A 19903-nucleotide genomic window follows, 5' to 3' on the forward strand; every position below is an offset into this window, starting at 1 on the left:
TGGCCTGCGCCTACGGCACGCGCACGTTGACGAACTGCCAGGGGTCTTCGTCGCCCGCTTCCGGATACAGCTGCGAGTGCTGCGTCAGCGGCGTCCAGTCGGCATAGACGCCGACCAGCTCGCCCAGGTAGGGCCGCGCGATGCGCAGCACGGTTTCGTAATCCAGGTCATCGGGCTCGACCACGCCCGCGCGCGGATGCTCCAGCGCCCAGACCATGCCGCCCAGGATGCCGGCAACCACTTGCAGGCTGGTGGCGGTGTTGTGATCCACCAGCTGCCGGGCCTGGTCCGTGGCCAGCCTGGAGCCGTACCAGTAGGCGCCGCGCGCATTGCCCATCAGCAAGACCCCGAGCTCATCCATGCCGGCGACGATATCGTCGCGCAGGATGCGCTGGTGGTCCTGCTTGCGCCCCCCGTTGCCCATCAGTTCGTCGATCGACAGCAGCGCGTCGTCGCAAGGATGGTAAGCGTAGTGCACCGTCGGCCGGTAAACGACTTCGCCGTTGTCGCGAAGGGTCAGGTGATCGGCAATCGAAATCGACTCGCCGTGCGTGATCAGAAAGCCGTGGTAAGGGCCACCGAGCGGCGTCCAGCTGCGCACGCGCGTGCCGAATCCGGGGCGCGTCAAGTACACCGCCGCATCCGAGCCGAACCCGTGCCGGCGCGCGTCCGCGGGCCAGTGCCGCTCGTGCGTGCCCCAGCCCAGTTCCGCCGGCTGCAGCCCTTCCTCGATAAAGGCGTCGACCGACCACGTATTGATGAACTCGTTGGCTACCTTGCGCCGGTCGCCCACCTGGGTGTCCTGCTCGGCGATGTGGATGGCGCGGATATCGAGCTGGCGGGCCAGTGCCGCCCAGTCCTCGAAGCTGGCCGGCCGCTCATGGTCGACGTCGTTGTCCGCAGCGATATTGACCAGCGCCTGCTTGACCAGCGCCGACACCAGGCCGGGGTTGGCGCCCTGCGTCAGGATCGCGGTGGGGCCGTCGCGCTTGTCGAGGCGGAACGCCAGCACGCCTTCGCGCAGGGCATAGTTGCTGCGGCGTGACAGCGGCGCGTCCGGGTCCGTGGCCGCGCCTGCCCACGGCTCGATCGAGGTATCCAAGTACAGCGCGCCGTGCTCCCAGCAATAGCGCACCAGCGCCTCGCTCGAGACATTGACCGACAGGTTCAGCAGGAAGTCACCTTCGCCGACGAGGTCCTGCAGCACCTGCTTGTGGTTCTCCTCGGTCAGCGCCTTGGTCACCACGCGGATGCCATAAGCCTGCGCAACCGAGAGATCGTTGCCCGCCGGACAGATCACGGTGATCTGCGCCGGCGTGATGTCGAGATGGCGCAGCAGCACCGGCAACACGGAACGCGCAATGCTGCCGAAACCAACGATCAGCATGCGGCCGTCCAGGCGGCCGAATTTCTTGAAAGTGGTTGCCGGCGCATCCATCGCATGCTCCCGAGATACCGCTGCCGCGGAGATGACTTTTATTTCTCATAAGCAATCCCCATGCCGGTCGCCCGGGTTGCGCCATGCGCAGCGATATGCCGCTGCCTGCTGCCGCGCACACCGACCGATGTGACCTCAGGTAACTCTTGCCGCCTGACACCGGCAAACCTTGCAATGGTGTGCACGGCAGCATGCGCGCCGGGCTGGAACGCCCCTTGCGGCTACCGTGCTTCCAATGCAAGGAGACGACGATGAAAGCTCGGACATGGATGATGGCATGGCTTGCCTGCACGGCGCTGGCAAGCGGTGCGGCACTGGCGCAGGGCGCCGGTGGCGCCGGTGGCGCCGGTGGCGCCGGTGGTGGCGGCGGCTCGGGCGGCAGCTCGGGCGGCGGCAGCGCCGGCACGGGCCCGTCGGGCACGCCCGGCACGCCGGGCAGCCCGGGCACGCCCGGCACCGGCACCAGCATGACCGACGGCGGCGGCAAGGCCGCCAGCGGCGACACGCACGGCAGCTCGCGCTCTTCGGCCGGCAAGCGGCATGGCACTGACGCCGGCGCCGGCCGCGCGGCGGGGGCATCGGGCGTGGCCGCGCCCTCCGGCTCGACCGGTTCGCCGTCGGTCACTGGCTCGGGAACCACGCGTAGCGGCGGACTGGACGCGCCCAGCACGGGCACCGGCGGTACCGGCACCACCGGACCGTCGGGTGGCGCGCCTGGAACCGGCATGGGGCGCTGAGCGCGCTACCTGAGCGCGGACAGCAGCACGGGCGCGTGGCCCGCCGGCTAGAACGGCGCCGCGAACGTCAGCCGCACGCCCTGCTGCAGCCCGCCCATGCCGACCATCACGTTGTAGTCGAGCCCAAACGTCATCGAGCGCCTGCGCAGCTTGCCGCCCAGCCCCAGCTGCAGGCGGTCGCGCCCGTATGGCGCGTTGCCCACCGTGTAGGCGGGGCCGGTGCCGGCAAGGTCGGCGTACGCCAGCCCGGCCGCGCTCTGGCCGCTGAAATCATGCTGGTACTCCAGCCGCGCGAACGGCAGGAACAGCCCCCATCGCGTCGACGTGGCGTATTCCGTGCGCAGCCCGAGCGTGCCGGACACCGTGGTCACGGTCTGGCCGAAATACTTCAGCGCGCTGAAGCCGGCGCCGGTCTCGGTGAACGGGTCGAGCGTGCTGTCGGACACCGACAGGCGTCCGTACGGCGAGACCAGCCAGGCCTCGCTCCGATACTCGTATCCCGCCGACAGCGAGGCAAAGATCTGGTGCCCGTCGCGCTTGCCGTAGGCGAACGCGCTTTCGTCACCGACCCAGCGGCGCGAGTCGAAGCTGAGCGAGCCATAGCCGGCGACGCCGTCGACAAACAGCGATGGCTGCGGCCGGTAGCTGCCATACAGCGCGGCACTGAAACTGTCCGCGGTGCTGCGCGTGCCGGCCGAACCCACGTCGGTGCTGTCGCGGCCATAGCCGAAGCCGATGCCGAGCGTGAGCTGGTCGGAGAAGCGATAGTCGACCCCGGCGGTCACGCCACCCGTGGTGAAGCGAAAGCCCGAGCGCTGCGTCCCCGCGTTGGCGAAGCCGAAGTCGACGGTGCCCGCGGTCCAGAATGCCAGGCGCGCGTCGTCGGTGTCGTCCGTGCCAGCCGCGTCGGCGCCGCTGCCGGGGTCCGCGCCGCCGGGAAGGTCCGGGGCGTTGCCGGCGCCAGCGCTGGCCGCGGCGGTCGCGCGCGCGGCACGGGAGTCGGTCGCGGGGTCGGGCCCGCGTCCGCGCTGGCCGGTCGAGGCCGTGCCGCGCAGGCAGGCATCGCGCGCGGCGAAGCCTTCGACCGCCTGGCAGCGTTCCGGATCGGCCTGGGCGCGCGGCATCACCACCGAGATCTGGTTGCCTGACGGCGCCCTGCCCTTGCCGTGCAGCGCCTCCAGGCGCTGGTTGTAGTTGGCGATCTGCGCGGTGGCGAAGCGCCGCGCGGCCTGGATCTGCGCGTTGACCAGCCCGACCACGTCGGGATCGGTGGACGGATCCCGGCGCGCCGCCACGGCCACCTGGATCAGCGCCGGCGACGAGGTCGCCACGGCATTGCTGAGCGTATAGGTCACCACCGCGGTGCCGGCGAAAGCGGCCGCCGGCACGAAGTTGACGGTGTAGGCGGTGGCGGCGAGCTGCCTGCCGTCGGCGGCCGGCGTCTTCGGCGCGGCGCTGGCGACGGTGGCGGTGCCGGCCTCGGCAGGCACCACCGACACGATCGCGGCACCGGTAAACGGCCCGCCGCTGGCGCCCTCGGTCACGTCGATGTCGACGGGCCGGCCCGCCAGCGTCGACACCTGCTTCTGCGCCACCGGCACCGGCACCGCATTGACCGTGACGGTCACCGGCACCGGCGCCGAGGTCCCCGCGCTGTTGGCCAGCGCATACGTGAAGGTGATCGGGCCCGAGGCGGTCGGCACCGGCGTATAGACGATGTCCAGTCCGTTCACCACGGCGCTGCCGCTGCTCGGTGGCGTGACGATGCTGACGCCGGAGAAAGGCCCGTTGGCGGCGTTGGCGGCGGCATGGATGGTCACCGGCGCATTCGACAGCGTGGTCACCGCCACCGGCGGCGCCGAGGGCATGCCCTGTCCCGTCGCCAGCGTATAGACGCGGCTGATGCTGTACGGGGCGCCGGTGCCGGTGCTGCTGTCGGTCACGCGCACCGTGAACGTATGGCTGCCGGCCGCCGACGGCGTACCGCTCAGCACACCGGTGGACGGGTTCAGCGACAGCCCCGCGGGCAGCGATCCGGCCGCCACGGCAAAGGTGTACGGCGCGGTGCCGCCGCCGGCGGCAAAGGCCTGGCTGTACGAAGCCCCTGCGACCGGCGCAGGCAGCGTCGCGGGCGACAGGCTCAGCGCCGGGGCGCTCACCGTCAGCGTATAGGCGCGGCTGCCGGTATAGGGGCCGGTGCCGGTGCTGCTGTCGGTGGCGCTCACGGTGACGTTGTACGTGCCGCCTGCGCTCGGCGTGCCCGACAGCACGCCGCCGGCCGACAGCGACATGCCGGCGGGCAAGGTGCCCGCCGTGATCGCGAACGTGTACGGCGCCGTGCCGCCGCTGGCCGTGAAGACCTGGCTGTAGGCCGCGGCGACGGCGGCCTGCGGCAGCGTGGCCGGCTGGATGGCAATGGTCGGCGCACCGATCGCGACGCTGTACGCGCGGCTTCCCGTAAAGCCCAGGCTGTCGGTCGCGCGGATCGCGAAGTTGTAGTTGCCCCCGGCCACCGTGGTGCCGGCAATGGCGCCGGTACTGCCATTGAGCGTCAGCCCGGGCGGCAAGGCGCCCGCGACCACGCTGTACGTGTAGGGCGCGGTGCCGCCGCTCGCGCTCACGCTCTGGCTATACGCGATGCCCAGCGCGGGATTGGCCAGCGTGGCCGGCGTCAGCGTGACCGTCGGCGCCGCGATGGTCAGCGCATAAGCGCCGGCCACGCTGTATGGCCCGGTCCCGCCGCTGCTGTCGTTTGCCTGGATCGTGAAGGACACGGTCCCCGCCGTGGCCGGCGTACCCGACAACACGCCCGTCGCGGTGTTGAACGACATCCCTGCCGGCATGGTGCCGCTATTGACCGTGATCGCGTAGGTATAGGGTGCGGTACCGCCGCTCGCGACGAAGGCCTGCCTGAACGGCGTGCCCGCCGCCGCGCCAAGCGGCCCCGGCGCCGGCGACAGGCTCATCGCCGCGCCGCCCACCACCATCGACAGCGTGCCGCTGGTGACGCTGAAAGGCCCCGTCCCCGTGCTGCTGTCCGTGGCCCGCACCGTGAAGTTGAAGGTGCCGCCCGCGATGGGCGTCCCGGCAAGCACACCCGAACTCGACAGCGCCATGCCGGGCGGCAACACGCCCGAGGCCAAGGTATAGGTGTACGGCCCGGTGCCACCGGTGGCCCCCGCCAGCGACTGGCTGTAGGCGCCTCCCACCGAGCCTGGAGGCGGCGATGACGGCGTGTAGATCAGCGTCGGGCTCGCCACGGTGATGGTCACGGTAGCGGGCGCCGAGGTGCCGGACGCATTGGTGGCCGTATAGGTGAAGCTGTCCGGTCCCGCGTAGGACGAGGTGGGCGTATAGGTGATCGAGGTACCGGTGGCGATCGCCGTGCCGTGGGCGGGCGGCGACGCCACGCTGACGCTGGCGGCCGCGCCGCCGGTAAGGTTCAGCGTGATGGGGTTGCCGGCGCTGCCATACGCCACCGTGGCGCTGACGTTGTTGGCCACCGGAAGCGCCGAGACATAGGTGAAGCGGTCGGCGGCGCTGATGGCGCTGGTGCCGGCGGCCGTGGTCACGGTCACGTCGACGGTGCCGGCCGCGCCAAGGGGCGCCGTGGCGCTCAGCGAGGTCGGGCTGTTGACCACGAACGATGCGGCCGCGGCGCCGAACCTGACCGCGGTCACGCCGACAAAGTTGGTGCCGGAAACGGTCACGGTGGTGCCGCCGCTGGCCGGGCCGGACGAAGGCGTCACCCCGGTCACGGTCGGCGGGCCGGCCGCGACGTGGAAGTGCACCGTGCCGGCAGGCGACCAGGTCGCGCCGTTGTCGCTTGTATAGAAGACTGCGGTGTCGGTGCCGACGAAACCGGCGGGCGGCGTGTAGACAAAGCCGTTTTCGTTCTGGCCGTTCGGCAGGTTGCCGTTGTAGACGTACAGCGTGGCGCCCTGCACAGTGGGCGTGGCCTGCGTCGATGCGCCGAAGTTGCCGTTGCCGAACGCGTCGTAGGCAATGCCGAACTGGTTCGGATCGCAGGCGGAGTAGTCCGCCACGGTGAAGGCATAGACCCTTTGCTGGTTGGACGTGGCGGCGATGTTCAGCGTGCACGAGACCGCAAAGGCCGGCGCGGGAGACCCCAGCAGCAAACCCAGCCACAGCGCCACCAGTAGCGACCACAGCCGGCAACGCCAGCCCTGCCAACTGCGATGCACACGTGCGACGGCCCCCGCCGTCCGCCCGGCACGCTCCGCGCCGGCGCAACCCCTGGCTTGTCTTGACACCCGATTTCTCCCGACACCCGCGGCTTGCGGCGGGTTGCCATTGCCGTCGTCGAGCGCGGCGCGCGGAGGCTTGGCCGGGCGCGGCTCGGGACGGGCGTTGTTATTTTTGTTGACTTTCCGCTGGCATCGCCAACACTTCGGTCTGTCCGTGAATCGCGCGGGATGGGCTGCGGAACGGGCCGCAGTAGTGATGCGGCCCGGTGCAGAAAATACGTCAAATCGATCAAAACGTAATTGATCAAATTTGATACCAGATATCAAATTTAATTAAATCGATGCTGGTGCCGCGCCGTTGGCAGGCAGGCGCCGCGTCTTTTGGGTGTTGTTTTGGGGTGTTGTTCAACCGGGGAGGCAGATCTTGGACCAGTATCTGGGGGAAATCCGGCTGTGCGCGTTCGCGTTTGCGCCGAAGGGCTGGGCGCTGTGCGACGGCGCCTTGTTGTCCATCGCGCAGAACCAGGCGCTGTTCAGCCTGCTCGGCACGCAATACGGCGGCAACGGCACCACCAATTTCGCCTTGCCCGACCTGCGCGGCCGCACGCCGCTGCACCGCGATCCCGACGGCATCGCACAGGGCCGGATGGCCGGGGTCGAGGCAGTCACGCTGACGACCGCGCAGGTGCCAGCCCATACCCATCCGTTCAACGTCTCTTCCAGCCCGGCGACGGCGCTGAACGTCGGCGTGTCGCAAGACCGCGTGCTGGCGGCCAGCAACCTGTACAACCCCAGCGATCCGTCGATCTCCGGCCCCGGTGAGCTGCTGTACGGCACGCCCGACTCGCTCACGCCATGGCTGGACGAAGCCTGCGGCAGCACCGGCGGCGGGCAGCCGCACGACAACATGCAGCCGTCGCTGGTGCTGAACTACATCATTTCGCTGGCCGGCATCTACCCGAGCCGGGGTTGAGGAGACATCATGGCGCAACCGTTCGTGGGTGAGATCCGCATGTTTGCCGGCAACTTTGCACCGGAGGGATGGCAATTCTGCGCTGGCCAGACGCTCAGCATTGCCCAGTACGAGATGCTGTTCTCGCTGCTGGGCACTATCTACGGCGGCGACGGCACCACCACCTTCAGGCTGCCGGACCTGCGTGGCAACCTGCCGCTGGGCCAGGGCGCGGGGCCGGGACTGAGCGAACGCACCATCGGCCAGGCCTTCGGCAGCCCGAACATAACGCTGCTGCCGGGCCAGATCCCCGGGCACACCCATCCGATCCAGGCAACCAACACCATGGCCTCGACGGTGACGCCGGGACCGGGCGTACTGCCCGGCACCACGCCGTCGCCCAACGCGTTCTACGACTCCGGCACCGCCAACCCGCCCGGCAAGAACGCCTTTGCAGCCGGCACGCTCGGCATGAGCGGCGGCACGCAGCCGCACAGCAACCAGATGCCGACGCTGTCGCTGAACTACATCATCGCCACGGATGGCATCTATCCGTCGCAAAGCTGAGCCGGGCGCAAGCCAACCTGGACCACGGAGGCCATATGTCAGACCAGTACCTGGGAGAAATCCGCATCTTCGGCTGCGCCTACCCGCCGGCCGGCTGGGCCGCGTGCGACGGCCAGCTGCTGGCGATCCAGCAGAATACGGCGCTGTTCTCGCTGCTCGGCGCCCAGTACGGCGGCAACGGCACCACCAACTTCGCCCTGCCCGACCTGCGCGGCCGCGCGGTGACCGGGCCGCTCGACAACCAGCCGGGCAATCCGCAGGGCGCGGCCACGGTCGCGCTCACCGCGGCGGAAATGCCCGCGCACAACCACGCGGTTTACGGCGATACCGCGCGCGCGGTGTCCACCGAGGCCAGCGCCAGGCTGCCCGCCCGCTTCATGCTGCCCAACAACCAGAGCTGCATCCCCGTCAACGCCTCGCCGGCCCCTGCCATGACCACGTTGTCGCCGCAGGCCGTGGGTGCGTCCGGCGCGAGCCAGCCGCACGAGAACATGCAGCCCTATACGGCGCTGATGTACTGCATCGCGCTGACCGGCGAGTATCCGCCACGTGAGTAGGCCAGCGATGCCCGCCGTGGACGTGCCAGCCATCGACGTGCCCGGCATCGCGCTGCGGTTCGGCACGGTTTCCGGACGGTGCAGGACAACGGCATCTATCGACGGATGGTCTGGGACGGTCCACGCTCCGTTGCCGACGGGCCCGCGCAGGCCTGAGTCAAACGCCGCTTGCTGCCAGCGGCCCTCATCCCCCACTGCCCGCCCTGCCCGCTCGCCCTAATCCCGATGAGTAATGGCGAGCGGCATGGCGCAATCCTATATTGCCCCAGCAGCATCCATGTCCGGCGCAACGCGCAACGCGCAACGCAAAGCGACATCGCTGCACGGAGCCCGGGCCAGAGCAACTACTCAGCCGCCAGCCGCGCTTCCGTTCCGCATCCCGATCCATAAGGCGGCACATTGTTGCGGGGGTGAATGCCGTTCCCGTTGCTTGATGACCGATTCGAGATCCGAGGGGTAACACCATGAACGCTCCAACCGTCAGTGCATTCGATTTCTCATCGCCCGGCGCCGTGCAGTTCAATGCCGGCGCCCCAGCCATCATCCTGGGGGCAAGCACCGTGCACGTGCTGGCCTGGATCTACGTGGACAGCGCCGGACTGCCCGCCGACCAGAAAGTATTTTCGCTCAGCCAATCGCTGATCCTGGGCGTCGGCACCGGCGATGGCGACGTGCCGATGCTCTATCCGGAGGTGTGGGACAACGCCGGCAACCGCTACACCTTCCAGGCCGGGCAGATCCCGACCGACCAGTGGAGCCTGGTGGAAATGATCTGGACCCAGGGCCAGAGCCTGGTGGGACTGGTCAACGGGGTGCAGGTGCAATCGGTGCCGGTGTCAGGCAATCCGCTGCAGCCACCGGTGGCCGACGGCACCAGCTATGTGGGCGCGTTCTGGGACAGCTACTCGTATCCGTTCTGCGGCATGGTGCAGTCGGTGCTGCTGACCAACGGCGCCGACCAGACCGCCACCCAGGGCTTTGCGCTGCAGCCGTCGGGCGCGATCAGCAACTGGGGACCGAGCGCCCCGGTGTTCATCGGCGGCGCCCGCACCGTAACGCTCGACACGCCGCCGGCAACGCCCTATGGCGCGGCGGACCAACCGCCCGCGCCGACCTACGTCGGCGAGCAAATGCCGGGTACCGTCACTGCCAGCACGCCGTTCGCCATGCTGGTACCAGGCACCGACAGCAGCACCTACACCATCCTCGGCATCAGCCAGGTGTGGCAGCAGCTGGTGGAGCTGACCGGACAGCCCGGCCTGGACACCGGCTACGAGGTCGACGTGACCACCGGCGTCAGCATCACCGACAGCGAAACCCAAACCCTTGGCGTCAGCCTGGGGCTGGAGTCGGGTTTCGACATCGGCGTGTTCAGCGCCAAGGTCAACCTGACGCTGTCCTATTCGGTGTCGTTCACCGAGGAACTGTCGATCACCGAAGCCACCACCATCGCCAAGCGGTTCGACATCGACAAGCCCGACGTGACCACGACCGGAGTCTGGTGGCAAGCCGTGCCGACCCTCACCACGTTCCAGGTGGTCAACAACATGAACACGGTCGGCGCCAGCGTGCAGGACCCGCTGCCTGAGATCGCCGCCACGGTCTACCCGCCGCAAAGCCAGCGCACGCTGAAGACCGGGACCAGCCCGCTGGCCAGCCAGGCGAGCGCGGCGCGGCCGTCGCTCAGGTTGTAGCGTTCCGGCCAGCCACCGCCAGCGCCACGCTCAGGCGCCCGTCCCTTGCGCGGGGGCGGCCGCCTGCAAGGTCCACAGCGGCGGCCATTGCGAAAACGGCGGCACGGTGTGGGCGATCGCCACTACGCCGTGCCGCCCGCCCGCGCCGACCTTGTCGTAGATCACGCGCGCATGCACCTTCACGGTATCGACGCTGACGCCGAGGATGGCCGCGATGTCCTCGTTCGACTTGCCTTGCGCCAGCCATCCGCACACCTCGAGCTGGCGCGGCGTCAGGGTCGGAAATGCCAGCCGCAGGCGTTCGGCCGGCCCCAGCCTGGCGACGGTGCGCTGCTGCGCCTGGCGATAGCAGCGCAGCAAGTGCGGGCGCAGCGCCTGCAGGCGGTCGCGGTCGCCGTCGCTGAACGGCGGGCTGCCGCTGACGCGAAGGCTCACCACGGTGACCACATAGCCTTCGTGCTCGAACACGATCGCCAGCAGCCGCCGCGCATTCGACGGCAGCAAGGCTTCCCGCGCCATCGGCAGCGCCATGAACTCGTCATCGCTGAAGAAATCCGATTCGCGCAAGGCGCGTTCGCCATAGAACGCGGGGTCGTACTGCCAGAACGGATGGGTGTGGCGGTGCCTGGCGAAGGCCTGCATGCCGCGCGCCCGCGCGGCGGGGTCGTCGTCCATCGAGACCAGCGCGCGGAACTCCTGGCTGCGATGGTGGAATTCGGCATAGGCGACGACGTCGCCGTCGGTAAGCCTGGCCACGCTGGGGAACAGCACTTCCGGCAGCGCGCGCAGGTCGGATTCGTGCTCGTACAGGGAGATCACTTCATCCCTGAATGCCTGCAGCTTCTTGTCCTCTGACGTCAGGGCGGTCGGTGAGGGGCGCATGCTTGCCTTTCGCCTGCGGCGGCACAAGGGTAACGACAAGAAGGGTAACGACAAGAATGATGAAAATGCCAGACCGTCGGATTGTAGCGTGCCGCACGCGGAGGCGACATGCGGCGGCGCCACGCGAGTGCGCCGCAACCCGCCCGGCCTGTGGCGGCCACCCGGCGACTGCTCCGGTGCCGAAACTTTGCCCCCGGCCCCGCGTTCTAAATTTTCATATGCTGAGCAAATTGTCTGCCACATTGTCTGGGAAGCGGCACACCCTCCGGCACGCGCTCTGGTTCTGGCTGGCAGTCGGCACCGTGGCCGTGCTGGTGGTCGCGGTCGCGATGTCGCCCGCGTTCAAGCAACTGGTCGACCAGGCGGTTGGCTGGGCGCGCGAGATCATGGCACAGCACCCCGTCGCGGGGGCGCTGGTGTTCTTCGTGTTCTCGGCCGTTTCGGCGATGCTGGCCTTTGCCTCGAGCGTGGTGCTGGTGCCGGTGGCGAGCGAGGTATGGGGCAAGCCGCTGACGGTGCTGCTGCTGTGGGGCGGCTGGCTGGTGGGCGCGTGCGCGGCCTTCGGCATCGGCCGCCTGGCCGGTCCGCTGCTCGCCCGTATCGGCTACGCGGACAAGCTGGAGCAATACCGGGGCTATGTGTCGAAGCGCATGAAGTTCTGGGCGGTGCTGCTGTTCTGCATCGCGGTGCCTTCGGAAATCCCCGGCTACCTGTTCGGCACCATGCGCTACCCCTTCCTGAAATTCCTCGCGGCCATGGCCCTCGCCGAAGCCGGCTATGCGTTCGGCATCGTCGTCGCGGGCGAAAGCCTTGCCATTGACCAGCCCCTGCACTTCCTTGTCGCCGTCGGTGTCCTCGCAGTGGTGGCGGTCGCGGCCGGCCTGGCGCTGCGAGCGCGCAGGCACCGCTCGCGCCGCTTGCACCAGCGCTGACATGACTGGTATGCGGGGCGTTGGCGCCACCGCGGCCGCTTGGCCGCGCCCGGACCTCTCACAGGTTTTGCCCGATAATCCACTAATACAGGTAATTGCCTGTTTTCACAAATAACAGGCCAAAGCTTGTAAATCCAAGAAACAGGCAATATCCTGTATCTGTCCGGCCGCCGGCCGGCTTCGGGACCGCGCCATGCACTACGCCATCAAGACCGTCAACCAGTTGCGTCCGATTCTGCAGGGCTTCCGCAAGTCGCGCGGCATGACCCAGGCCGTAATGGCAGAGCACCTCGGGGTCACGCAGCAGACGTATGCCGAACTGGAAGCCAACCCCGCCGCCGTCAGCGTCGAACGCCTGCTGCGGGTGCTGCGCGTGCTCGGCGTCGAACTCGTGCTGTCGCAGGCGGACGCCGGCGCCACCGCGCAGCCCGGACCAGTCCGAGCCCAGGCCAAGCCCAGGGCGCCGGCAAACAAGACCGAGCAGCCGCCCCGCCCCGCGACTGGCCGGCGCGCGCGCGAGGACTGGTGACCATGGCGCGCGCGCGGCAAGGCAACCGCCTCGACCTGTGGATGAACGGCATCCCGGTCGGCCATTGGGAAACCGGGGCCGGTGGTGACCGCCTGGTCTATCGCGAAGACTGGATCGCCGACCCGCAAGGACGCCCGCTATCGCTGTCGCTGCCGTTCACACCGGGCAACCAGCCGCACCGCGGCCCCGCGGTGGCCAACTATTTCGACAACCTGCTGCCCGACAGCGATGTCATCCGGCGCCGCATCGCGGCGCGCTACCGGGCCGGCGGCACCGACGCCTTCGCGCTGCTGGACAAGGTGGGGCGCGACTGCGTCGGCGCCATCCAGATGCTGCCGCCCGGCGAAGCGCCCGAGGCACTGCAGACGGTCAGCGGCCGCGCGCTCACGGAAGACGAGATTGCGACGCTGCTGCACGAAACCACGTCGGCGCCCGTGCTCGGCCATCGCGAGCCCATCGACGACCTGCGGCTGTCGATCGCCGGCGCGCAGGAGAAGACCGCGCTGCTGCGCTGGCGCGGACAATGGCAGCTGCCCCAGGGCAGCACGCCGACCACGCACATCTTCAAGCTGCCACTCGGCCTGGTGGGCAATATGCGCGCCGACATGCGCACCTCGGTCGAAAACGAATGGCTGTGCGCGCAGATCGTCGCGGCCTATGGCCTGCCGGTGGCGCAGTGCGAAATCGCCCGCTTTGCCGGCACCAAGGCGCTGGTGGTCGAACGCTTCGACCGCAGGCCGTCGAGTCGCGGCACCTGGCTGCTGCGCCTGCCGCAGGAAGACATGTGCCAGGCCACCGGGACCTCGGCCTTGCAGAAATACGAGTCCGACGGCGGACCCGGCATCCGGCAGATTGCCGAAATCCTGTCCGGCTCGCGCGCTGCGGCCGCCGACCGCCGGCATTTCTTCATGGCGCAGGTGGTGTTCTGGCTGCTGGCCGCAACCGACGGCCATGCCAAGAACTTCAGCATCAGCCACCTGCCGGGCAGCCAGTATGAGGCGACGCCGCTGTACGACGTGCTGTCGGCGCACCCGGTGATCGGCCGCGGCCGCAACCAGCTGGCGCCGCAGAAGGCACGGCTGGCGATGGCGCTGCATGGCCGGAACACCCACTACGCCATCCATGAGATCCGCGCGCGCCACTGGTTTGCACAGGGACAGCGCATCGGCTTTTCTCCGGCCGAGGTGGAGGCCATCCTGGACCACGTGACCGGGCAGACCGCCCAGGTCATCGACACGGTCGCGTCGGCATTGCCGGCGGACTTTCCGCTGGATGTGGCCGACGCGATCTTCGACGGCATGCGCCGGCAAAACCGCAAGCTGGCGGCGCGGGCCGAGGCGGACCTGTGAGCGCGGGCGGACGCCAGCGCAGGCATCGGGAACGAAACCGGAAGGAAGTGGTGCCCATGGGCAGGATCGAACTGCCGACCTCTCCCTTACCAAGGGAGTGCTCTACCACTGAGCCACATGGGCGGGTGTTCCGGCGTGGGACCGCGCGGAATCATCTGGAGCGGGAGACGAGTCTCGAACTCGCGACCTCAACCTTGGCAAGGTTGCGCTCTACCAACTGAGCTACTCCCGCGTACTTTGGCTCCCCGACCTGGGCTCGAACCAGGGACCTGCGGATTAACAGTCCGTCGCTCTACCGACTGAGCTATCGGGGAACATATCGCGTTTTCGGCGAAGCGCGAATTCTACAACATCATCGCGCCGAATTGAAAGCCCCGTTTTGAAAGCTGTTGCACCGTTGCCTTTGGACTCGCGCCAGCGGTCACGCCGCGCCGCGCAAGCCACCGTATCGCCGTGTATCCGGACCGGGAAGGTCCTGTACCGCGATACCAAAAGACGATGCCCCACGGGCGCTATCCAGCGGCGAGACAAAGGGCCCGGCCGCTGCCGGGCAGTGCTAGGCGTAGCTCTCGAACTTCCCCGTCATGGCGGGTTCGCTCCAGCCAAGGCCCGGGTGGATGCGATGCCCCAGATCGTGCGCGGCGACCTCGACAGGCGGCACGGCATACCGCTCCGGCTGGCGCTCCGGCCGGACCGGTGCCTGCTGCGCCTCCAGTTCGAGACAGTGCTTGAAGTCGCTCGCCGCCAGGCGCGCGCCGATGAACTTGCCGAACGCATCGAGCTGGACTTGCGAGGTCATGCCGGCGCTGCCGCCGATGGCCGGACAGATGATCCACGTCGTTTCGCCGCGGGTGAACAGGTGCAGCCGCCTGGCCTGGTCCGCCGGCCGCAGCGCGTGCTCTTCGCCCGCGATGCCCTCCAGCGAGAACGCTTCGACGTATTCGTCGGTATGGCGGTGGCTCAGGCAGATGACCACCTTCGGCCGCCAGCGCTCGCAGGTGTTGGCGATGAAGCGGAAGCGTTCGCCCTGCCGGCACAACGTGACATAGCGCTTCTGCGGAATCAGTTCCGGCTGGCCGCGGAACGCCTTGGACCACGTGGTTCTGCCGTCGACATGGGCGGGCAGCGGGAACAGGCTCAGCCTGAATTCCGCGCCCGCGGGCGAGTACAGGTGGCTCCAGTAGTAGTGTTCCCAGTCGTTGTCGCCGAGCCGCACCCCAAGCGCCTCGGCCCGCGCGGCGGCCATGATGCGCGCCACGCACTGGTGGCCGAACCACCTGGCCATGTCTTGTCGATGTTGTTGGCGGTACACGGCGTCCCAGGCCGGTGGTGCCAGCTGCGGATTAAGCGGCGCGACGATAGGCTCCGACCACGCCGGGCTTCGGTCGCATATCCAGACCGCAGCCCTTGGATTGCCGCCCTCCATTCCGACGTAGGAGGCAAAATACCGGTCCAGTTCCTGACGCGTGAACATCCGTGAATGCTGCATTTTATCCCTTGCTGCTTAGTGGGACCCCCAGTATTTAATGCCGCAGCATGCCGCCGCCGCAACGGGCGTACGTACTGCCGTGGTCATAAGCAAATTCTTTTTCAGGCAGGGAAATAGACGGACGGGCAATGCCCCTCCCCCGAGCGGCATGCATCCATCGGTTTTTTATAATGTCCTGAACTGCCCACTTGCGTGATGGGAACAGGCGTGTTCCGGCGCGCGGCCGCCGTGGCAGGCGGTCCGGTCGCGGGAATCTCGGGAGCCACTGCTGGCCCCGACCAGACGTATTACGTCCGTGCGGATTTAAACAGGCCGAAGCATATTCATTATTTTTCTTCCCCCAGAAAATACAAAAAATTACAAATGTTTCAAAACCTGGCCGAGGTGTCGCGCACCGGGATAAACCACCCGTCGCTCACCAAACGCACCATGCCGGTGCCGGCTCGACTGATATTGGGCTCTACGGCCCTTTCTCGTTGAGATGATTTTATCCAATGACCCTCGATATAGGAATTTCAATCTTCTAAGGTCTGAAATAAGCGATCTGCTGCGGCGCAATATATTTTGGGTGCGATTTTCCATCCCCTCGACGGAGGGGATAAAAAACAGCTGACGGATTAACGGAACCGGGCGGTGCCGCCCGGGTGCGGGTCAGAACCCGGAAAACCGGATGCCGATCGAGCCGTAACCGTAGTAGCGGTCCAGCTTGCCGGCAGTGGTCGCGTTGTAGAGGAACGGGATGGTGCCGACGAAGTTGTACAGGGAGGCCTGCCCGCGCAGGAACACCTCCACGTTCTTGGCCACCCCGTACGACAGTTCAAGCCCCAGCGTATGGTTGGACTTGATCGGCGCGTTGCCATAGGTCTCGGCGCGGCTGTCGACATTGCTGCGCAGCAGGTACTGGAACTGGTAGCCCAGGCGCGCCGCGAAGCGGTCGTATTTCCAGCGCCAGGATGCACCCAGGTTCAGGTAGCCGGCGGTGTAGTTGAAATCGTCGTTGAAATCCAGCCCGAACTGGCTGGCGTTGACGGAGAACGATGCCGACTGCAGGGTGACGTTGCCCACGTTGCAGGGCGCCGCCAGCTGGCCATTGGCGAGATTGTCCGAGCCGATGGCAACATTGAAATTGCAGTTGCCGCGCTGCAGCCGGGTATTGAGGCTGCCGACCGAAACGCGGCTGATGCCGAGCCCGACAAAGCCGGTGAGCTGGTTGCGCTCGCTCAGCTCGCCGGAGAAGATCACGTCGGCCTGGGCCTGGACGTCATTGGCGTTGTTCACCGTGAGGCTGTTAAACGTGGTGTTGCGGACCATCACCGGCGACGAGCGGTTCAGGCTGCCGGCGTGGTCGCCCCACAGCGAGAAACGCAGCATGATGCGATCGCGCGCGCCGGCCTCGGCCAGCGGGTCATAGTGCATCGCCACCATCCAGGTATCGATGTGGTTGCGGTCCTGCCCGTACTCGATGCCGCGGCGCCAGTAGGTGGCCGATCCCGACCAGTGCGGCGAGAACTTGTAGCCCAGCATCAGCTTGCCGCCGCTGTAGTCGCCCGCGTTGTCCGACACCGGGCCCTGGCGCCCGCGCAGGTTGAACACATCGACGCTGCGGTTGACCATGTCGTAGCTGGCCTCCACCCGCACCGAGCTGAACTCGCCGGTGGCGGGCTCGGCTTGCATGAACACATCGTCCGGGGCGGCGCTGGCGGTACCGACGGCACCCAGCCCCAGCATCAGGGCGCAGGCCTGGTCCAGCCGGCGCTTTCGAAGCAGCTGCATAGGAAACTCCGAGGCCACTGGGCGAGCCTCATGCGCGGCGCGTTCCGCCGAAGCGGCCGGCGCAGACACAACATGACCCGGTCATCGTGGGTGCGACGCATGCCACATGCACCGCGCGTCCGGATGACCGGGAGCCTGGCCTTCCCCGTGCGGGCGGAAGGCCTTTGCTGCGGCGCTACGCGCCGGTCACGGGTTGAGCGTGACCGTGGTCTTGAGGCCGTCGCCGACCACCATCTCTGCGTCGGTCTTGACCAGCGCCGTCTTGGCGAAGGCGACGTCGTTGTTGACCAGCATGCCCACGCGCACGTCCCGGCCGGGGCGGCCGGTGGTGGTGGCGAAGGTCACCGGGAAGGTGCTGGTCGCCTTGGGGGTGAGCGCGTCGACCTGCGCCTGGCTGAGCGCGCCGGAAGAGCGCAGCTTGCCGAGGAAGGTGGTGAACGGCAGGTTGAGCGAGCCGCCGTTGGCGCTGGAGAACAGGCTGTCGGCAGCGGCGTTGGTCAGGCTTGCGGCAACCGACAGGTTGCCGCTGACACGGAACGAATACGCGGTGTTGGCCGGCACCACCGCGTCGACCAGTTGCGAGCCGTTGAAGGTCAGCGTGACGTTCTCGATGATGACATCGACCTGGTTGCCGTTATAGGTGTAGCTCAGCCCCGCGCGCACCTGCGTCGGCCCGCCGTTGAAGGCGTCGCCATTCTGCGCCACGCCGACCTGGATCGCATTGAGCGAGCCGCCGGTGGCAGTGATGGTGTCGGTGATCGGCTGCGTCACACCGTTGATGGTCAGGTTCGACAGCACCAGCGAGTTCTTCAGCCGGACCGCATCGGCCACGCTGTTGATGGCGCCGGCGTCGACCACGCCGCCGAGATTCGCGGCGACCTGCTGGATCTGTGCGGCACTGCCGCTCGATACCGCGTCGCCGAGCTGCGCCAGCCCCGCCGCGTTCGCCGCGTTGGCCAGTGCGCCAGCCGGCACCGCCTGCACCAGCGCCGTGGTCGTGGCCGTCTGGGCGCTCTGCGTGACGATGTTGATCGAACCGCCCTCGATCAGGGCCGACAGCGTTTCGGTGGGGCTGCTGCTGACGTCGATCGCTTCCAGCGCGGTGCTGACGCTATCCACTTCGCTGGCGATCACCGGCGCGGCCAGTGCGGCCACATTGGTGGCCACGGCGCCGATGTTCGACTGCAGGCTGGTGGGCAGCCCCGCTTGCGCGTTCTGCACGGCGCTGGACACCACGCCCGCCACCAGCGCACCGCTGCTCAGATCCGCCGTGCCCGCCGCGCTTGCCACCGCGGTGGCAACCGCCTTCGACGCCGCCGCGGCCGAATCGGCCGGCGTCAGCGTGCCGCCCGCGCCCAGGCCCGTCAGGGTCTTGGAGACGTGGTCGACCAGTTGCTGCACCACGACCGCCGCGCGCAGCGCCTGTGCATCCTGCATCGGGTCAAGCGTGGCCAGGTCCTTGCCTGCCAGGCCCAGTCCCGTCGCCAGCGGCGCGACCTGGCCTGCGCCCAGCTGCACCGCCAGCGTGGTCAGCGGCGAGACCACCTGGGTCACGCCCTCCCGGTAATCGATCGCCGGGGCCTGCAGCACGCCGGCGAACGGCAGGTTGGTGCCGACATCGGTGCCGCCGGTCAGCTTCAGCGCGCTCTTGGTGCAGCCTGCCGGGAAGGTGAAGTCGCCGGTGGCATTGGTGACCGCGGTCTTGTTCTCGCAATCGAGGAAGGTCACGGTCGAGCCCGACAGGTAGAAGTCCACCGCCTTGCCGCTTACCGTGGCAGAGGGCTGGGACGGCTGGGAAGGCGCTGGCGAATCGTCGCCGCCGCCGCAAGCCACGAGCGTTGCCGCCGCGCCTGCCATGATGCCAAGCATGAAGATGTTCCGGGTTTTAGTTTGCACGCTGCTCTCCTGAGATCAATACATCGCTACGACGAAACATGGTGAGGGCGTCCATGACGCTCGCTGGCGAGGGTTCATGGCTGGCTCACCGGCTCCTGCGCCATGCCGATGACGTGTCCGGAGAAATCGTCCGGGCGCAGCCAGCGCGACAGGTACTGCCCCATCGCGTCGAGCAGCACGTCGGACATCATTCCCCCGGCTCCGGCCAGCGGCGGACAGATCAGCCACGTGGTGCCGTCGCGTTCCAGCACGCGCAGCGTCTTGGGCTGGTCGGCGGGCTGCAGCACGTGGTCGGTGGCGTGCGCCTGCGCCAGGCCGAAGGCCTGCGCGAAGTCGTCGGCATGGCGCTCGCCCAGGCATATCACCACCTTCGGCTTCCACAACCGGCGAATTCCGTCGATAAAGGCAAAGCGCCGGCCCGCGCGGCACAGGTCGAGATAGCGCTGCCGCGGAAACAGTTCCGGCTGGCCGCGGAACGCCTTCGACCACGGGATTTCTTCGGTCACCCGCGCCGGCAGCGGAAACAGGCTGAGCTTGAACTCGGCGCCCTGCGGGCCGTACAGGTGATGGTCGAAGTAATGCTTCCAGTCCTGCTCGCCCATGGTGGTCTTGAACACCCTGGCGCGCGCGGCGGCCATGATGCGCGCGATCCTCTGGTGCGATTGCCAGCGCTCCATGTGGTGCCGGTACTTGTAGCGGTAGGCGGCATCCCAGGCGGTGGGCCGCGCATGCGGAACCAGCGGGCCCGCCAGCGGCGCCACGCCGGGCAGCGGAGAGCTGTCGCAGAACCAGACCGCAGCGCCTGGATTGCCGCCTTCCATCCCTACGTACGACGCGAAATACGAATCCAGCTGTTCGCGCGTGAAGACCGTCAGTGGCTCTGTGTTCTTTCTCATTCCT

The 19903-nt window shown here is 68.0% G+C and carries 15 protein-coding genes and 3 tRNA genes; 8 read left to right on the top strand and 10 right to left on the bottom strand.

Annotation, left to right across the window (positions count from 1 at the left end):
• Positions 1-10: 10 nt before the first annotated feature.
• Positions 11-1438 carry a homospermidine synthase gene (locus CBM2588_RS09335; RefSeq protein WP_115680303.1) on the bottom strand — a complete coding sequence of 476 codons (1428 nt, stop codon included), beginning with the start codon at positions 1436-1438 and terminating at the stop codon, positions 11-13.
• Positions 1439-1689: 251 nt separating this feature from the next.
• On the opposite strand from CBM2588_RS09335, the gene CBM2588_RS09340 reads away from it, so the two are divergent.
• Positions 1690-2175 carry a hypothetical protein gene (locus tag CBM2588_RS09340; protein WP_231942125.1) on the top strand — a complete coding sequence of 162 codons (486 nt, stop codon included), beginning with the start codon at positions 1690-1692 and terminating at the stop codon, positions 2173-2175.
• 47 nt (positions 2176-2222) lie between these two features.
• Here CBM2588_RS09340 and CBM2588_RS09345 read toward each other — a convergent pair whose 3' ends face one another.
• Entirely contained in the window at positions 2223-6380 is a 4158-nt protein-coding gene (locus CBM2588_RS09345; RefSeq protein ID WP_439897430.1) for a putative Ig domain-containing protein, read from the bottom strand.
• Positions 6381-6807: 427 nt separating this feature from the next.
• Here CBM2588_RS09345 and CBM2588_RS09350 point away from each other — a divergent pair, with 427 nt between their 5' ends.
• The 4 genes from CBM2588_RS09350 (at position 6808) to CBM2588_RS09365 (ending at position 10153) form a co-directional block, all read left to right on the top strand.
• Positions 6808-7356, top strand: a complete 549-nt coding sequence (locus tag CBM2588_RS09350) for a phage tail protein (protein ID WP_115680305.1) — start codon at positions 6808-6810, stop codon at positions 7354-7356.
• A gap of 9 nt (positions 7357-7365) precedes the next feature.
• Positions 7366-7902 (top strand): phage tail protein, encoded by a 537-nt coding sequence (locus CBM2588_RS09355; RefSeq protein WP_115680306.1) that lies wholly within the window; start codon positions 7366-7368, stop codon positions 7900-7902.
• 35 nt (positions 7903-7937) lie between these two features.
• Entirely contained in the window at positions 7938-8459 is a 522-nt protein-coding gene (locus tag CBM2588_RS09360) for a phage tail protein (RefSeq protein ID WP_115680307.1), read from the top strand.
• Between the two features lie 464 nt (positions 8460-8923).
• Positions 8924-10153, top strand: a complete 1230-nt coding sequence (locus CBM2588_RS09365) for a hypothetical protein (protein ID WP_115680308.1) — start codon at positions 8924-8926, stop codon at positions 10151-10153.
• A 30-nt stretch (positions 10154-10183) separates the two neighbouring features.
• On the opposite strand, the gene CBM2588_RS09370 is transcribed toward CBM2588_RS09365, so the two are convergent.
• Complete coding sequence (locus CBM2588_RS09370; protein ID WP_115680309.1) at positions 10184-11035, bottom strand: helix-turn-helix transcriptional regulator; 852 nt, start codon at positions 11033-11035, stop codon at positions 10184-10186.
• 242 nt (positions 11036-11277) lie between these two features.
• Between CBM2588_RS09370 and CBM2588_RS09375 the strand changes: the two genes are divergently transcribed.
• From CBM2588_RS09375 to CBM2588_RS09385, 3 genes are all read left to right on the top strand, one after another.
• Positions 11278-11967 (top strand): VTT domain-containing protein, encoded by a 690-nt coding sequence (locus tag CBM2588_RS09375; protein ID WP_115680310.1) that lies wholly within the window; start codon positions 11278-11280, stop codon positions 11965-11967.
• Positions 11968-12160: 193 nt separating this feature from the next.
• Complete coding sequence (locus CBM2588_RS09380) at positions 12161-12496, top strand: helix-turn-helix transcriptional regulator (RefSeq protein ID WP_115680311.1); 336 nt, start codon at positions 12161-12163, stop codon at positions 12494-12496.
• A gap of 2 nt (positions 12497-12498) precedes the next feature.
• A complete protein-coding gene (locus CBM2588_RS09385) occupies positions 12499-13845 on the top strand; it encodes a type II toxin-antitoxin system HipA family toxin (protein WP_172583576.1) in 1347 nt (448 codons plus the stop codon).
• 48 nt (positions 13846-13893) lie between these two features.
• On the opposite strand, the gene CBM2588_RS09390 is transcribed toward CBM2588_RS09385, so the two are convergent.
• From CBM2588_RS09390 to CBM2588_RS09420, 7 genes are all read right to left on the bottom strand, one after another.
• Positions 13894-13968: transfer RNA gene (locus tag CBM2588_RS09390), tRNA-Thr, on the bottom strand.
• A gap of 33 nt (positions 13969-14001) precedes the next feature.
• Positions 14002-14077 (bottom strand) — tRNA-Gly (locus tag CBM2588_RS09395).
• A 6-nt stretch (positions 14078-14083) separates the two neighbouring features.
• Positions 14084-14159 (bottom strand) — tRNA-Asn (locus CBM2588_RS09400).
• A 242-nt stretch (positions 14160-14401) separates the two neighbouring features.
• Positions 14402-15130, bottom strand: a complete 729-nt coding sequence (locus CBM2588_RS09405; RefSeq protein WP_231942126.1) for a transcriptional regulator — start codon at positions 15128-15130, stop codon at positions 14402-14404.
• 855 nt (positions 15131-15985) lie between these two features.
• Positions 15986-17107 carry a hypothetical protein gene (locus CBM2588_RS09410; RefSeq protein WP_115680314.1) on the bottom strand — a complete coding sequence of 374 codons (1122 nt, stop codon included), beginning with the start codon at positions 17105-17107 and terminating at the stop codon, positions 15986-15988.
• A 186-nt stretch (positions 17108-17293) separates the two neighbouring features.
• Positions 17294-19003 (bottom strand): hypothetical protein, encoded by a 1710-nt coding sequence (locus CBM2588_RS09415; protein WP_172583577.1) that lies wholly within the window; start codon positions 19001-19003, stop codon positions 17294-17296.
• Between the two features lie 74 nt (positions 19004-19077).
• Positions 19078-19899 (bottom strand): transcriptional regulator, encoded by an 822-nt coding sequence (locus tag CBM2588_RS09420; protein WP_115680316.1) that lies wholly within the window; start codon positions 19897-19899, stop codon positions 19078-19080.
• Positions 19900-19903: the final 4 nt, after the last annotated feature.

This window comes from Cupriavidus taiwanensis, assembly GCF_900250075.1.
Lineage (GTDB): Bacteria > Pseudomonadota > Gammaproteobacteria > Burkholderiales > Burkholderiaceae > Cupriavidus > Cupriavidus taiwanensis_C.